A 13,806-nucleotide genomic window follows, 5' to 3' on the forward strand; every position below is an offset into this window, starting at 1 on the left:
AATTTTCAAGATAATATAATCAAATGAAAAAGAGAAATATAGCACTCTTAAGTCTTTTCCTTTTAAGCGGATTAACTATCTCCGCTCAGGAGGTTCTTACGCTGGAGCAATGTAAGAAGCTGGCTTTGGAGAACAATGTAAAAATCAAGAATGCCCGATTGGAACAAAGCGCTTCCAACGAAACAAAGAAAGAGGCATTTACAAACTACTTCCCCAGCATAAGTGCCACAGGAGAAGCGTTTAACGCCAATAAAGGAGTAATTTCTTTTGATTTTTCAGGAATGAATATGTCAATGCTAAAAAATGGAGTTGTTGGCGGAGTAACTGCTACACAACCTGTCTTTGTGGGCGGAAAAATCGTGAATGGAAACAAACTGGCTAAGCTTGGCACAGAGGTAAGCGGGTATCAGATGAAATTATCTGAAGATGAAGTCTCGGTTACTGCCGAACAGTATTACTGGCAAATTGTTTCCCTGCAGGAGAAAATGAAAACCATTGAAATAGTAGAAAAGATGCTCAATAATCTTTATAAGGATGTTATAGCTGCATATAATGCCGGAACCACTACTAAAAACGATGTACTGAAAGTTGAATTAAAACAAAATGAAATAGCCAGCAGTAAATTAAAACTGGAAAACGGTATTTCACTATCAAAGTTGGCTCTTTGCCAGTATATGGGTATTGCATCAAAAAATTTTGTAATGGATACTACCGAGTTCAAATCGTTGATTTCTCCATTAGAATATAAAGTAAACCACGAAGAGGTATTGCATAACCGTACAGAATACAAGTTACTGGATAAGAATGTAGAGGCCAATCGTCTTCAAACAAAAATGAAAATTGGAGAATATATGCCTCAAGTAGCTGTTGGTGCAGGGTATATGTATAATTATTTAATGGATAAAAATAGCAGTTTCGGTATGCTCTATGCAACAGTTTCAGTGCCAATATCCGGATGGTGGGGCGGTTCTCACGCCATTAAAAAGCAGAAACTAAACGAAAAGATGGCAGAGAATACAAAGCAAAACTCAAGTGAACTGCTGATGATACAGATGCAACAACTATGGAACGATTTGGAAGAGTCATACAAACAGGTACAACTTGCAGAAAAATCTGTTCAGTCGTCCACAGAAAACCTACGGTTAAACAATGACTTCTACAAAGCCGGAACAGTAGCCCTGAAAGATTTGCTGGATGCCGAGACTCTTATGCAGCAAAGCCGCGATCAGAAAACAGAAGCAAGCGTTGATTACTTAGTCAGAAAAACCAAGTATCTGCAGGCAACCGGCAGATAAATTGCTTTATGCTTCAACTTGAAGATATTGTTTGCTAAAGAATACAAAGATCGACTTTTATAATTTGAATGAGAGTACCTAAAGATAATTAAGGTGCTCTCATTTTTATTTATTGTATGGTTTAGACTGAAAAATAAATCTTTCTTCATTTTTTAAAATGAGCAATATTTTTTAGACAGCTTATTTGTTTTATTTAAAACTGTTCGTATATTTGCGAACAATATATGGAAAAAGTTAAAGAATATACAGCAGAACAAGAACAGATTGCCCGTTTTGCCAAAGCAATGGGACATCCGGCACGAATAGCGATACTCGATTTTCTTGCATCGCAGGATAGTTGTTTCTTTGGAGATATTCACGATGAATTGCCTATTGCAAAAGCAACCGTGTCTCAGCACCTGAAAGAACTTAAAGATGCCGGACTTATTCAAGGTGAAATTGAAGCTCCTAAAGTAAGATACTGCATTGATAAAGAGAACTGGGCTAAGGCTCAAAAGCTTTTGGGAGACTTCTTTAATAAGAAAGATATAAAGAAAAACTGTTGCGGATAATATTTTTTTGCGCACATTGTTCGTTGATTTACGAATTATAATTAATCATTAAATAAATAATTAATATGGAAATTAAAATTCTTGGTTCAGGTTGTTCTAAATGCAAAACACTTGAAAAACTAACACGCGAAGTTGTTGAACAAAACGGTATCGATGCTTCAATCTCTAAGGTTGAAGATATTGTAGAAATTATGAAATTCGGAGTTATGGCAACACCCGCTTTGGTGGTCGATGGCAATGTTATGATCAAAGGACGCGTCCCTTCTTCTCAAGAAATCAAAGAAGTATTAACAAAGTAAAAGCAGACAGCAATGAAACGTATAATGATGATGGGCTTCGCAATGTTGATGATATTGGGAAGCTTTGTTTGTAATGCACAGAATAATAAAAAGACAGCGGCAACAAAGACAGCGGCACAGAAAATCGAAGTCTATTACTTTCATTTCACCCGCCGATGCCCTACTTGTATGGCCGTAGAGTCTGAATCTAAAAAAGATCTTACTATTCTGTATCCGGAACAATTCAAGAAAGGGATGATTACTTTCAAGAGCATCAATCTTGATGAAAAGAGTAGTGAATCTATTGCAGAGAAATGTCAGGCTTCCGGCCAGAGTCTTTTGGTTATCAGCGGTAAAAAAAGAACAGACCTCACATCTGAAGGATTTATGTATGCCCGCAACACTCCCGACAAGTTAAAACAAAAAATAAAATCAACCATTGACCCTCTGTTGGGTTCTAAATAAGTTATTAAGATGGAGTTCCTTCAAAGTATTCTCGATAACTCGCAGTACTCCTTTCTTACAGCAATCATACTGGGACTGATGACCGCCATCAGCCCCTGCCCTCTTGCCACTAATATAACAGCTATAGGTTTTATCAGCAAGGATATAGAGAACAGTAAAAAGGTCTTTCTTAACGGACTTATCTACACCCTTGGAAGAGCAGTAAGCTATACGCTTCTTGCGGTAGTGCTTTATCTGGGAGCTAATCAGATGAACGTATCCATGATCTTTCAGGGATGGGGCGAAAAGGTTCTCGGACCATTACTCATTATCATCGGACTGTTTATGCTCGGCATAATAAAGATCAATTTCCCCGGATTCTCCAGATTGACCGAAAAGATTGGAGAAAAGAACAAAGGAAGTTACTTGAGTTCACTCTTATTGGGAATGATCTTTGCTTTGGCATTCTGCCCATATAGCGGAGTACTTTACTTCGCCATGCTTATTCCTATAACTATTACCAGTGCAAGCGGATTGTATCTGCCAGTGTTGTTTGCCATTGCCACCGGACTTCCGGTTATCATTTTTGCGTGGCTGCTGGCATTTGCTGTGGGCAATGTAGGTAAACTGTATAATAGGATAAAGGTTTTTGAACTTTGGTTCAGGCGTGTTATTGCCGTTACATTTATTCTTGCAGGTTTTTACTATGCAACTATTTACTTCCTTAACTAGAAAACAGAAATATGAAACAGAACATTTTAAGTAGTATTTCAACAGAAATAATCAAAATGAATCGCAAAAATCTGATTGGTCTTATTGCTATTCTGCCAATGTGGTACCTAATATACCATTACCTTCAACCAATCAGCGACTGGATTGTTGATTCTGTTATAGGAATGCAGAAAGGCGATCACCTCACGGAAGCCATACGGTTCTTTATTTTTGAAGTTCCTAAGGTGCTGATGTTGCTTGCGCTGATAATCTTTATCGTAGGCATTATCCGTACTTACTTTTCAGCAGATCGCACCCGGAAGATGCTCGAAGGTAAATCTACTTTTGCCGGAAATGTACTTGCTTCCATGCTGGGTATTGTTACTCCTTTCTGTTCATGTTCTGCCATTCCGTTATTTCTTGGATTTGTAGAATCTGGAGTGCCATTAGGCGTTACTTTCTCATTTCTTATTGCCGCACCCATGATTAATGAAGTTGCTGTAATTCTGCTGCTGGGTTTGTTTGGTTGGAAAACAGCTCTGATATATGTGATCACCGGACTTATTATAGCCATCACAGCCGGATGGATTATCGGCAAACTAAAACTAGAACATTGGGTGCAGGATTGGGTTTATCAAACTCAAATGGGTAACACCGGAGATGAGGAGAATGGTCTTACTTTCTCTGACCGCATCCGTTTTGGATTTGATTCTGTGAAAGAGATTGTTGGAAAAGTCTGGATCTATGTTGTCGTTGGAATTGCGGTAGGTGCAGGAGCTCATGGCTATGTACCCGAAGATTTTATGGTTTCACTAATGGGTAAATCAGCCTGGTTCAGCGTTCCTTTGTCAGTCCTTATTGGAGTGCCTCTTTATTCGAATGCTGCAGGTATTATTCCTATTGTATCTGTTCTCATTGAAAAAGGAGCTGCACTGGGCACCTCACTGGCATTTATGATGGCTGTTGTAGGTCTTTCACTACCAGAAATGATTATTCTTAAAAAAGTACTGAAGTTGCCGCTGATACTTACATTTGTAGGAGTTGTAGCTACAGGAATAATGATTGTAGGATATTTGTTTAATCTGATATTTTAAACGTTTATGAAAATATTAATTCTTTGTACCGGCAACAGTTGCCGTAGTCAGATGGCTCACGGATGGCTTCAGTCATTCGATAAATCGCTGGAAGTACATTCTGCCGGAACAGAACCGGCACCAAGAGTAAATTCAAAAGCAGTCAAAGTAATGGCCGAAGCCGGTATTGACATCAGCAACCATTACCCTAAAAATGTGGATCGCTACCTGAATGAAGAATGGGATTATGTAATCACTGTATGTGGAGGAGCTAATGAAAGCTGCCCAACATTTTCAGGGAAAGTAAATCACAGAATCCATATCGGGTTTGATGATCCCTCACATGCCACAGGAACTGATGAATTTATATGGAGTGAATTTATCCGTGTGCGTGATGAGATTAAAAGAGGTTTTTATCAGTTTTATATCAACGAGATTTATTGAATTCAAGTTTCTAATATGAAAACAAGACTTAAGTTTCTTGACCGATACCTTACGCTGTGGATATTCCTTGCGATGTTCATCGGAGTATTCATAGGATATATCAATCCCGGAATCACAGATTTCTGGCAACGGTTTGAATCGGGAACCACCAATATACCTTTAGCCATCGGTCTCATTGTTATGATGTATCCACCATTGGCCAAAGTTAAATACGAAGAACTAGGCAAAGTATTTTCTAACAGGAAAATACTTTCCATATCATTATTGCTTAACTGGATAGTAGGCCCCGTATTAATGTTTATTCTGGGAATAATCTTTCTTCAAAACTATCCCGAATACATGTACGGTATCATAATGATTGGTCTTGCACGTTGCATAGCAATGGTGCTGGTATGGAACCATTTGGCAAAAGGAAGTTCGGAATATGCAGCAGGACTAGTGGCACTTAACAGTATATTCCAGGTTTTATTCTTCTCGTTCTATGCCTATATCTTCATTGCAGTACTTCCAGGATGGTTTGGTTTACCAACCACAAATGCCGTTGAGAACATCACAATTGGAGAAATTGCTCATAGCGTTTTCATCTATCTTGGAATACCATTTATAGCCGGATTCCTCTCCAGATATATTCTTATCCGTGCAAAAAGCGAACAATGGTACTATACCAAATTTATTCCCAGAATAAGTCCGCTAACGCTAATAGCTCTACTGTTTACCATTATCGTTATGTTCTCATATAAAGGTGAATATATCGTTAAGCTACCTTTCGATGTATTGCTCATAGCTCTGCCATTGATGGCTTACTTTGCAATAATGTTCTTTTTCTCATTCTGGATCACAAAAAAATCGGGAGCTGATTATGAGAAAACAACGTCGGTAGCCTTCACAGCCACAGGTAATAACTTCGAACTTGCTATAGCAGTAGCCATCGCCATATTTGGTATCAATTCAGGAGTAGCCTTCGCTGCGGTTATTGGTCCACTTATTGAAGTACCCGTTCTAATTCTTCTTGTTAAGTTTGCATTAAGGCAAGAGAGCAAAATGAAAAGCAATAAATAAAGCACTACTTAAATACATATATAGATCTATGAACGAAATTAAAATTGAAACCATGACAGAAAAATCATGGACCGATGTAGCCCGTATATATGAATCGGGCATTGCAACAAAAAATGCAACATTCCAAACAGAAGCTCCCGATTGGGATTCCTGGGACAAGGCACACAGACAAGACTGTCGACTCGTAGCAACCATCGATGGCAAAATAGTAGGCTGGACAGCATTGTCAAATGTATCAAGCAGGTGTGTATATGCAGGAGTGGCTGAGGTTAGTGTCTATGTTGATTCAGCCTTCAGAGGCAAAGGTATCGGTAATAAATTAATGGAAGTACTGATACAGGAATCAGAAGCAAATGGCATTTGGACCCTTCAAGCAGGAATCTTTCCCGAGAATACAAGTAGCTTGAAATTACACCATAACCACGGATTCAGAACTATAGGAATCAAAGAACGACTGGGCAAGATGGACAATAAATGGCGCGATGTTGCCCAACTAGAAAGACGTAGTAAAATCGTTGGAATTGATTAAGCGCTAGACTGCTAGATTACTGCTAGATCAAATTATATTAATCTAGCAGATCTATCTTATTTATTTATAGCGAGTTAAACAGCAAGTGCTAGATTGCTAGATCAATTTTGGATTTTAATATTATGAGATAGAGATTTTATTTAAAACAGAAAAGGCTAGGTTGATAACCTAGCCTTTTTCTATAAAGTTTATCTAAATATCTATTTCATTGTACCACCGATAATATCAAGCAATTCGTTTGTAATGGCCTGCTGACGGGATTTGTTATATAACACCGTCAAATCCTGAATCAGATCATTCGCATTATCTGTAGCAATCTGCATTGCCATTGTTCGCGCCGCATGCTCCGATGTATTTGAATCAAGTAATGCAGTATACATTCTTAAACCAAGAACCTGCGGTACCAAAGTTTTAAGCAAATCAGCTTTTGAAGGTTCAAATATATAATCCAACGCCCAATTATGATCTACAGGAGCTTCTTCAGGTTCCGGCAAACTTACAGGAAGATAATCCTCACGGGTAAGTATTTGTGAAGCTGTATTTTTAAAGTGATGATAAAGCAATTCTACTTTATCAATTTCCTTATCAGCATACATCTTCATCAGTTTATTAGCCAAATCAGAAGTTCCCTGGTAAGATGGTTTATCTGCAACTTCCAAAAGCACATCCTGTATATTCAGTCCTTCATTTTTGGCTGCATGAGCTATTTTCTTACCTATAGCAAAAATCAGAACATTTTCCTTGCCAATCTGAGATGCATATCCATCAACCATCAGGTTTAACTGACGGGCAACATTTGCATTGTATGCCCCGCAAAGAGATGAATTGGACGAGAACGCAACAATTGCCACCCGTTTTACCGGGCGCACTTCCATATAAGGTGATCGAATATCGGCTTCATTTGAGAGGAAAGCCGTTAGCATGGCATGCAGCTTCGTCTCGTAAGGAAGCATATTCGAAATTGAACTCTGCGCACGGTGCAACTTAGCAGAAGCTACCATTTTCATGGCAGACGTAATTTTTCTGGTACTGTTTACCGACGCTATTCTTCCTTTTACTTCTTTTAGTGATGCCATATTTCCTCCTATTTACTATAGACCTTCGCAATAGATTCTGCAACTTTTTCTATAATTGCAGATACTTCATCGTTGATAATACCTTTTTTCAGTACATCAAGCACATCTTCCTGGTGATTGTTCTGAAGATCTAATAAGAAATTCTTCTCAAACTCATGAACTTTATCCAGTTTAACAGACTTAAGCAAACCGTGTGTACCACAATACAAGATTGCAATTTGTTGCTCAACCGGCATTGGAGTGTACTGAGGCTGAACCAGTAATCGGGTATTCTTCTGACCTTTATTGATAGTCAAAGCGGTTACAGGGTCCATATCTCCACCAAATTTGGTAAATGCTTCCAGTTCGCGGAACTGAGCCTGGTCAATTTTCAATGTACCGGCAACTTTCTTCATTGCCTTGATCTGCGCATTACCACCAACACGAGATACAGAAATACCTACATTGATAGCCGGACGGTTACCTTGATTGAACAAGTCTGTATCAAGGAATATCTGACCATCTGTAATAGAAATTACGTTGGTTGGGATATATGCAGCAACGTCACCAGCCTGAGTTTCAATAATTGGAAGAGCAGTTAAGGAACCACCACCTTTTACTTTACCTTTCATACTTTCAGGAAGGTCATTCATCTGACTAGCAACTTCCTGCTGATTGATAATCTTAGCAGAACGTTCCAGCAAACGAGAGTGCAAATAGAAGATATCACCAGGATATGCTTCACGTCCGGAAGGACGCTTAAGAATCAAAGATACCTCACGATATGCAACTGCCTGTTTAGACAAGTCATCATATACTACCAATGCATGGCGTCCGCTATCACGGAAATACTCACCGATAGCAGCACCTGCAAACGGTGCAAAATATTGTAAAGCGGCAGGATCGGATGCTGTTGCAGATACTACAATAGTATAGTCCAGCGCACCTTTTTCTTTCAGTGTATTTACGATAGTAGCAACAGTAGATCCCTTCTGTCCTATGGCAACATAGATACAATATACAGGGTCTCCGGCTTCAAAATTACTTCTTTGGTTGATAATAGTATCAATCGCAATAGAGGTCTTACCAGTCTGACGGTCGCCAATGATTAACTCACGTTGGCCGCGACCGATAGGAATCATAGCATCAACAGCTTTCAAACCTGTTTGCAAAGGTTGATTTACAGGCTGACGGAAAATTACCCCCGGAGCTTTACGTTCCAATGGCATTTCAAACCGTTCACCAGCAATATCTCCTTTTCCGTCAAGCGGTTCTCCCAGAGGATTGATTACACGTCCCAGCATTCCTTCACCAACATTGATTGAAGCAATTCTTCCGGTACGTTTTACTATATATCCTTCTTTAATCTGATCAGTAGGACCAAGTAACACAGCACCTACATTATCTTCCTCGAGGTTCATTACAACAGCTTTAATACCATTGTCGAACTCCAGCAGCTCGTTAGCTTCAGCATTCCTCAGACCATAAATGCGGACTACACCGTCACTTACTTGAAGTACTGTCCCCACTTCATCGAACTGAAGGCTGGTATCAATTCCTTCAAGTTGCATACGCAACACTTCGGAAACTTCACTTGCTTTTATATTTTCGGACATAATTCTTTATTTATATACTTTTTCTATTCTTATCCATAAACTGAGTCTTCACCCGTTTAAGTTGTGTTGCCACACTAGCATCCAAACGATAGGTATCAATACCAAAGATAAATCCACCAAGAATTTCAGGATCAACAGCAGTTTTAAATTCCAGAGTTCCTTCCTTATCTTTCATCAGCATTTCCTTCATCCGATCTTCTGTTTCAGCACTCAAAGGAGATGCTGTGACCAATGATCCGATAGAGATTTTTTTAGCTTTACGGTATAAATCCTGATACATCAAAGCAATGGATTGCAGGTGCTTTTCTCTTTTATGATGCAAAACCAATTCAATGAAACGAGCATAGACATCGCTCACCTGAGTACCGGCCGCAGTGCATATCAGCTTATGCTTATCTTTGTTTTTCAACACAGGATTATCAAGCACGGTTTTAAGAGAAGAGTGTTCAGCAAAGCTTTGAGACAATGTGCTCATTTCAGCATATACTTTCTCTTCCAAACCTTTGTCCTGTGCAAAAGCAAATAACGCTTTAGCATAACGCATGGGAATAATACCTATATTCATTGCTTATGATTTTGATACTGTCACTTCATCCAACAAACGATCAATCATATCCATCTGCTCTTTGTCTTTCTTCAGACTAGTACGTATTACTTTTTCAGCAATATCTACAGATAGGACTGCTATCTGGCGACGTACATCACGGATAGCTTCTTCTTTCTCTGCCTGTATCTGAAGTCTTACTTCGTCCAATTGTTTTTTGGCTTCTAATTGAGCAGTGACTTTTGCTTCGCTGATAATTTTATCGCGAATAGCAGCTGCATCATTCAAGATTTTCACCTGTTCTTCACGAGCTTCAGCCAGCATTGCTTCTCCATCTGCTTTAATACCCGCCAATTGTTCATTAGCAGTTTTTGCAGCCTCCAGTGATTTATCAATAAATTGCTTGCGGTCTTCCACCATCTTAGTGATAATAGGAAAACCAAACTTAGCAAGGATGATAAATACCACCACGAAAGAGAGGAGCATCCAGAATAGAAGTCCAAATTCAGGTTGTAATAATGACATATTATTATAGAGCTAAGAAACAAACAACAACTGCGAATAATGCAACACCTTCAACCAAGGCAGCAATAATAATCATATTCATACGAATATCACCGGCAGATTCAGGTTGGCGAGCAATAGCTTCCATAGCTGAGCTACCAATTTTACCAATACCAATACCAGCTCCTACTGCTGCAATACCTGCACCAATTGCTGCACCTAATTTACCTAATCCCAAACCGGCAGCTGCTGCCTGTAATAATACTGTTCCTAACATAATTTTTTATTTTTAATGGTTTATATTAAATTTATATTTGTTTTTATTTTGCGTGATGACCATGAACCTGAGATAATCCAATAAATACTGCAGAAAGCATAGTAAATACATATGCCTGGATATATGCAACCAAAAGTTCAAGGATATTCATAAAGATTCCAAAAAAGACAGATAAAACAGTCATAGAGCCATTAAGAACAGGTCCCATCACAGCTGTAATGAATACCAGACATACTAGACTGAGAATAACTGAGTGGCCTGCCATCATATTAGCAAAGAGACGAATCATCAAAGCAAATGGCTTTGTTAATATACCTACTATTTCGATAGGAATCATAATAGGCTTCAATGCTAATGGAACATCTGGCCAAAATATTTCTTTCCAATATTCTTTAGTACCAAAAAGATTAACAGCCAATAATGTGCAACAAGCTAATGTAAGTGTTATTGCAATATTACCGGTAACATTTGCTCCTCCCGGGAATATTGGTATCAACCCCATTAAGTTATTAAAGAATATAAAGAAAAATACTGTTAGCAAATATGGTGCATAACGTTCATATCCCTTTCCAATACAAGCCTTTATCACATTATCGTTTATATTCATGATAAACATTTCCATAAAACCGATAAATCCTTTAGGAGCTTGATTTGAACTCCTTTTTGACCAACGAGCCACACTAAGTATTACTATACAAAGAAGAACACTGTTTAAAATAATAGCAAAAGCTGTTTTGGTAATAGACAAGTCTATAGGTCTGATTTCAGTACCAGAAGCGTCTTTTTTGACAATTTTACCTTTATATTGTCCTTCTTTAGCTATATAAAAGCCTTCATGTTCGCCTGTTGGAGAATGATGGAATTCAGAAGAAAAAAACATGTGCCATTGACCGTTATTCCCCATTACAATAACAGGTAACGGAATAGATATATGAGTTTCTCCCCATGTAGTGATGTGCCATTCGTAAGAATCGCCGATGTGACCGAATACAATTTCTTTCACATCTACTCCGCCTTCACCTTTTGACTCATTGGCAGAGATTGACAACACGGGTATAAACATTAATAGCAACAACCATGTATATCTCCTTATATTATACTTTAAGCTTTTCATTCGTCTTTTTTCTTTTTAAACTCTTTTCAAAATCAAAATAGAACTTGGATTCCAATATCAGGTAAACCATATAGAATATTCCGATAGTAACCACAAACTCTTTATCGTACCTATTATCTACTAACATCATGGAAAGCGCCATGAAAAAAATAGTAATAATAATCTTTGCAATCTTAACCATTAAGTAGATATTTAAGAGCCTTTCGTTTGACTCTCTATTTATTCTTCTTAATACTTCTCCAAAGCCCAATCCTACTAAATAGTAAAACAACGGTATGCCGAAATACCATAGAAAAAGCTCTCTTGGAAATACAAAATAAGTCACTACAGCGCCTATAATTGTTGCAATTCCAATTACTACAGTTAATACTACAAGGAATCTTTTCCGCAATACTTTCATAAGATTAAGATTTAAAGGTTTGTGCGTTCTATTTCTATTCTACGCAAACGGATACTTCATTCCGTTTGACTTCTACAAATCCTCCTTTTATGGAAAGTTCCACCTCTTCCCCTTCATAAGGTTTTATCCTTATTATTCCCTCTTTTAAAGAAGAAATCATCGGGGCATGGTCCTGCAGAATTGTAAATCTACCAAGAGTTCCTGGTAAAGTTACAACATCTACATCACCTTTGTAAAGTGTCCGTTCCGGCGATAATATTTCTAATTTCATAAATTCTTATATACTAGTTTGCCAAGTTCTAACATGGCAATTATTTAGCCTGAGCCAAAAGTTTCTTACCTTTCTCAATAGCTTCTTCAATTGTACCCACATTCAGGAATGCTGGTTCTGGAAGATAGTCAACTTCACCATCCATAATCATCTTGAATCCTTTAATAGTATCTTCGATAGAAACCATAACGCCTTGTACTCCGGTAAACTGTTCAGCCACAGTAAATGGTTGAGATAGGAAACGTTGTACACGACGGGCACGATTTACTGTTAATCGGTCTTCGTCAGACAATTCTTCCATACCTAGAATGGCAATAATATCCTGAAGTTCCTTATTACGTTGCAGAATCTGTTTTACTCGTTGAGCAGTATCATAATGTTCCTGACCAACAACTAATGGATCCAGAATACGCGAAGTAGATTCCAATGGATCTACAGCCGGATAGATACCCAACTCTGTAATCTTACGGCTTAGTACGGTAGTTGCATCCAAGTGAGAGAATGTTGTTGCCGGAGCAGGGTCGGTCAAGTCATCAGCAGGTACATAAACAGCCTGAACAGAAGTAATTGAACCATTCTTTGTTGAAGTAATACGTTCCTGCATAGCACCCATTTCAGTAGCCAATGTTGGTTGGTATCCTACAGCAGATGGCATACGTCCTAACAATGCAGACACCTCAGAACCAGCCTGAGTAAAACGGAAAATATTATCAATAAATAACAAGATATCTTTTTGTACTCCATCAGAAGCCCCTGAATCACGGAAAGATTCTGCTACAGATAGACCGGAAAGAGCAACAGAAGAACGTGCACCTGGAGGTTCATTCATCTGTCCATATACCAATGTAGCCTGAGATTTTGCCATTTCATCTTTATCAACTAAAGATAAATCCCAATTTCCTTCAGCCATTGATTCCTTGAACTTTTCGCCATATCGGATAACACCAGACTCAATCATTTCACGAAGCAAATCGTTACCTTCACGAGTACGTTCTCCAACACCAGCAAATACAGAGAAACCATTTCCTTTTTTTGCGATATTATTGATTAACTCCATAATCAATACAGTCTTTCCTACACCGGCACCACCGAACAAACCAATCTTACCACCTTTTGAATAAGGTTCCAATAGGTCGATTACCTTAATACCTGTGTATAGTACTTCTCTTGATGTTGTTAATTCATCAAATTTAGGAGGTTCGCGGTGAATAGGATACGAACCACTCTTATCCAATTCTTCCATACCATCAACAGCCTCTCCTATCACATTCATCAAGCGTCCTTTTACCTGATCACCGATAGGCATTGTAATTGGGGTTCCCAAAGCAATAACTTCTAATCCTCTTTGCAATCCGTCAGTACTATCCATAGCTACTGTACGAACTGTATTCTCACCAATATGTTGCTGAACTTCAACGATAAGCGTTTTTCCATTCTTACGCTTAATTTCCATGGCATCATGGATGCTAGGCAATTTAACCTTTTCACCCGTACTCTCAAAGAATACATCCACTACCGGACCAATTACTTGTGAGATATGCCCTATTATCTGTGACATAAGCTATATATTTTATAATTTATTTAGTTACTATTCTTTGTTTTAAGAACTCTTTTACATAATCACAAAGATAAGAACAAAAT

Annotated in this window: 18 protein-coding genes; 9 read left to right on the forward strand and 9 right to left on the reverse strand. The window is 38.3% G+C overall.

The window, feature by feature from the left end:
• Nucleotides 1–23: 23 nt before the first annotated feature.
• The 9 genes from BUC21_RS01685 (at nucleotide 24) to BUC21_RS01725 (ending at nucleotide 6,384) form a co-directional block, all read left to right on the forward strand.
• Nucleotides 24–1,295, forward strand: a complete 1,272-nt coding sequence (locus BUC21_RS01685) for a TolC family protein (protein ID WP_073398772.1) — start codon at nucleotides 24–26, stop codon at nucleotides 1,293–1,295.
• 224 nt (nucleotides 1,296–1,519) lie between these two features.
• Nucleotides 1,520–1,846, forward strand: a complete 327-nt coding sequence (locus BUC21_RS01690; RefSeq protein WP_073398773.1) for an ArsR/SmtB family transcription factor — start codon at nucleotides 1,520–1,522, stop codon at nucleotides 1,844–1,846.
• 65 nt (nucleotides 1,847–1,911) lie between these two features.
• Nucleotides 1,912–2,145, forward strand: a complete 234-nt coding sequence (locus BUC21_RS01695; protein ID WP_073398774.1) for a thioredoxin family protein — start codon at nucleotides 1,912–1,914, stop codon at nucleotides 2,143–2,145.
• 12 nt (nucleotides 2,146–2,157) lie between these two features.
• A complete protein-coding gene (locus BUC21_RS01700; protein ID WP_073398775.1) occupies nucleotides 2,158–2,589 on the forward strand; it encodes a nitrophenyl compound nitroreductase subunit ArsF family protein in 432 nt (143 codons plus the stop codon).
• Between the two features lie 9 nt (nucleotides 2,590–2,598).
• Nucleotides 2,599–3,300, forward strand: a complete 702-nt coding sequence (locus BUC21_RS01705) for an aromatic aminobenezylarsenical efflux permease ArsG family transporter (RefSeq protein WP_073398776.1) — start codon at nucleotides 2,599–2,601, stop codon at nucleotides 3,298–3,300.
• 11 nt (nucleotides 3,301–3,311) lie between these two features.
• Nucleotides 3,312–4,373: a permease gene (locus tag BUC21_RS01710; RefSeq protein ID WP_245797042.1), complete on the forward strand. Its 1,062-nt coding sequence runs from the start codon at nucleotides 3,312–3,314 to the stop codon at nucleotides 4,371–4,373.
• A 6-nt stretch (nucleotides 4,374–4,379) separates the two neighbouring features.
• On the forward strand, nucleotides 4,380–4,796 hold the full coding sequence (locus BUC21_RS01715) for an arsenate reductase ArsC (RefSeq protein ID WP_073398777.1): 417 nt from the start codon (nucleotides 4,380–4,382) through the stop codon (nucleotides 4,794–4,796).
• A gap of 15 nt (nucleotides 4,797–4,811) precedes the next feature.
• Complete coding sequence (arsB, locus tag BUC21_RS01720; RefSeq protein WP_073398778.1) at nucleotides 4,812–5,855, forward strand: ACR3 family arsenite efflux transporter; 1,044 nt, start codon at nucleotides 4,812–4,814, stop codon at nucleotides 5,853–5,855.
• 28 nt (nucleotides 5,856–5,883) lie between these two features.
• Nucleotides 5,884–6,384, forward strand: coding sequence for a GNAT family N-acetyltransferase (locus BUC21_RS01725; protein ID WP_073398779.1), 501 nt, complete (start codon nucleotides 5,884–5,886; stop codon nucleotides 6,382–6,384).
• A 200-nt stretch (nucleotides 6,385–6,584) separates the two neighbouring features.
• Here BUC21_RS01725 and BUC21_RS01730 read toward each other — a convergent pair whose 3' ends face one another.
• From BUC21_RS01730 to atpD, 9 genes are read right to left on the reverse strand one after another with little or no spacing between them, the layout of a single operon-like run.
• The gene (locus tag BUC21_RS01730) at nucleotides 6,585–7,460 is read right to left on the reverse strand and encodes a F0F1 ATP synthase subunit gamma (RefSeq protein ID WP_073398780.1); all 876 of its coding nucleotides are present in this window, start codon (nucleotides 7,458–7,460) and stop codon (nucleotides 6,585–6,587) included.
• Nucleotides 7,461–7,468: 8 nt separating this feature from the next.
• Nucleotides 7,469–9,055, reverse strand: a complete 1,587-nt coding sequence (gene atpA, locus BUC21_RS01735) for a F0F1 ATP synthase subunit alpha (RefSeq protein ID WP_073398781.1) — start codon at nucleotides 9,053–9,055, stop codon at nucleotides 7,469–7,471.
• Between the two features lie 10 nt (nucleotides 9,056–9,065).
• Nucleotides 9,066–9,620, reverse strand: coding sequence for a F0F1 ATP synthase subunit delta (locus BUC21_RS01740; protein WP_073398782.1), 555 nt, complete (start codon nucleotides 9,618–9,620; stop codon nucleotides 9,066–9,068).
• 3 nt (nucleotides 9,621–9,623) lie between these two features.
• Complete coding sequence (gene atpF / locus BUC21_RS01745; protein WP_073398783.1) at nucleotides 9,624–10,124, reverse strand: F0F1 ATP synthase subunit B; 501 nt, start codon at nucleotides 10,122–10,124, stop codon at nucleotides 9,624–9,626.
• A gap of 4 nt (nucleotides 10,125–10,128) precedes the next feature.
• Entirely contained in the window at nucleotides 10,129–10,380 is a 252-nt protein-coding gene (gene atpE, locus BUC21_RS01750) for an ATP synthase F0 subunit C (protein WP_073398784.1), read from the reverse strand.
• A 43-nt stretch (nucleotides 10,381–10,423) separates the two neighbouring features.
• Complete coding sequence (gene atpB, locus BUC21_RS01755; RefSeq protein ID WP_073398785.1) at nucleotides 10,424–11,494, reverse strand: F0F1 ATP synthase subunit A; 1,071 nt, start codon at nucleotides 11,492–11,494, stop codon at nucleotides 10,424–10,426.
• Nucleotides 11,475–11,894 (reverse strand): hypothetical protein, encoded by a 420-nt coding sequence (locus BUC21_RS01760; protein WP_073398786.1) that lies wholly within the window; start codon nucleotides 11,892–11,894, stop codon nucleotides 11,475–11,477. Before BUC21_RS01760 ends, atpB begins: the two co-directional genes overlap by 20 nt.
• Nucleotides 11,895–11,928: 34 nt before the next feature.
• Nucleotides 11,929–12,165, reverse strand: a complete 237-nt coding sequence (atpC, locus tag BUC21_RS01765; protein WP_073398787.1) for an ATP synthase F1 subunit epsilon — start codon at nucleotides 12,163–12,165, stop codon at nucleotides 11,929–11,931.
• A gap of 40 nt (nucleotides 12,166–12,205) precedes the next feature.
• A complete protein-coding gene (gene atpD / locus BUC21_RS01770) occupies nucleotides 12,206–13,723 on the reverse strand; it encodes a F0F1 ATP synthase subunit beta (RefSeq protein ID WP_073398788.1) in 1,518 nt (505 codons plus the stop codon).
• Nucleotides 13,724–13,806: the final 83 nt, after the last annotated feature.

The sequence above is a fragment of the Bacteroides luti genome, assembly GCF_900128905.1.
In the GTDB taxonomy this organism is placed as follows: Bacteria; Bacteroidota; Bacteroidia; order Bacteroidales; family Bacteroidaceae; genus Bacteroides; species Bacteroides luti.

Bases quoted from the DNA above. Each gene is read 5' to 3' on its own strand.
- atpC (WP_073398787.1), bottom strand. From the start codon at position 12,165: ATGAAATTAGAAATATTATCGCCGGAACGGACACTTTACAAAGGTGAT.
- BUC21_RS01685 (WP_073398772.1), top strand. From the start codon at position 24: ATGAAAAAGAGAAATATAGCACTCTTAAGTCTTTTCCTTTTAAGCGGA.
- BUC21_RS01715 (WP_073398777.1), top strand. From the start codon at position 4,380: ATGAAAATATTAATTCTTTGTACCGGCAACAGTTGCCGTAGTCAGATG.
- BUC21_RS01700 (WP_073398775.1), top strand. From the start codon at position 2,158: ATGAAACGTATAATGATGATGGGCTTCGCAATGTTGATGATATTGGGA.
- atpB (WP_073398785.1), bottom strand. From the start codon at position 11,494: ATGAAAAGCTTAAAGTATAATATAAGGAGATATACATGGTTGTTGCTA.
- atpE (WP_073398784.1), bottom strand. From the start codon at position 10,380: ATGTTAGGAACAGTATTATTACAGGCAGCAGCTGCCGGTTTGGGATTA.
- BUC21_RS01740 (WP_073398782.1), bottom strand. From the start codon at position 9,620: ATGAATATAGGTATTATTCCCATGCGTTATGCTAAAGCGTTATTTGCT.
- atpA (WP_073398781.1), bottom strand. From the start codon at position 9,055: ATGTCCGAAAATATAAAAGCAAGTGAAGTTTCCGAAGTGTTGCGTATG.
- BUC21_RS01710 (WP_245797042.1), top strand. From the start codon at position 3,312: ATGAAACAGAACATTTTAAGTAGTATTTCAACAGAAATAATCAAAATG.
- BUC21_RS01695 (WP_073398774.1), top strand. From the start codon at position 1,912: ATGGAAATTAAAATTCTTGGTTCAGGTTGTTCTAAATGCAAAACACTT.
- BUC21_RS01730 (WP_073398780.1), bottom strand. From the start codon at position 7,460: ATGGCATCACTAAAAGAAGTAAAAGGAAGAATAGCGTCGGTAAACAGT.
- atpF (WP_073398783.1), bottom strand. From the start codon at position 10,124: ATGTCATTATTACAACCTGAATTTGGACTTCTATTCTGGATGCTCCTC.
- BUC21_RS01760 (WP_073398786.1), bottom strand. From the start codon at position 11,894: ATGAAAGTATTGCGGAAAAGATTCCTTGTAGTATTAACTGTAGTAATT.
- BUC21_RS01705 (WP_073398776.1), top strand. From the start codon at position 2,599: ATGGAGTTCCTTCAAAGTATTCTCGATAACTCGCAGTACTCCTTTCTT.
- BUC21_RS01725 (WP_073398779.1), top strand. From the start codon at position 5,884: ATGAACGAAATTAAAATTGAAACCATGACAGAAAAATCATGGACCGAT.
- arsB (WP_073398778.1), top strand. From the start codon at position 4,812: ATGAAAACAAGACTTAAGTTTCTTGACCGATACCTTACGCTGTGGATA.
- atpD (WP_073398788.1), bottom strand. From the start codon at position 13,723: ATGTCACAGATAATAGGGCATATCTCACAAGTAATTGGTCCGGTAGTG.
- BUC21_RS01690 (WP_073398773.1), top strand. From the start codon at position 1,520: ATGGAAAAAGTTAAAGAATATACAGCAGAACAAGAACAGATTGCCCGT.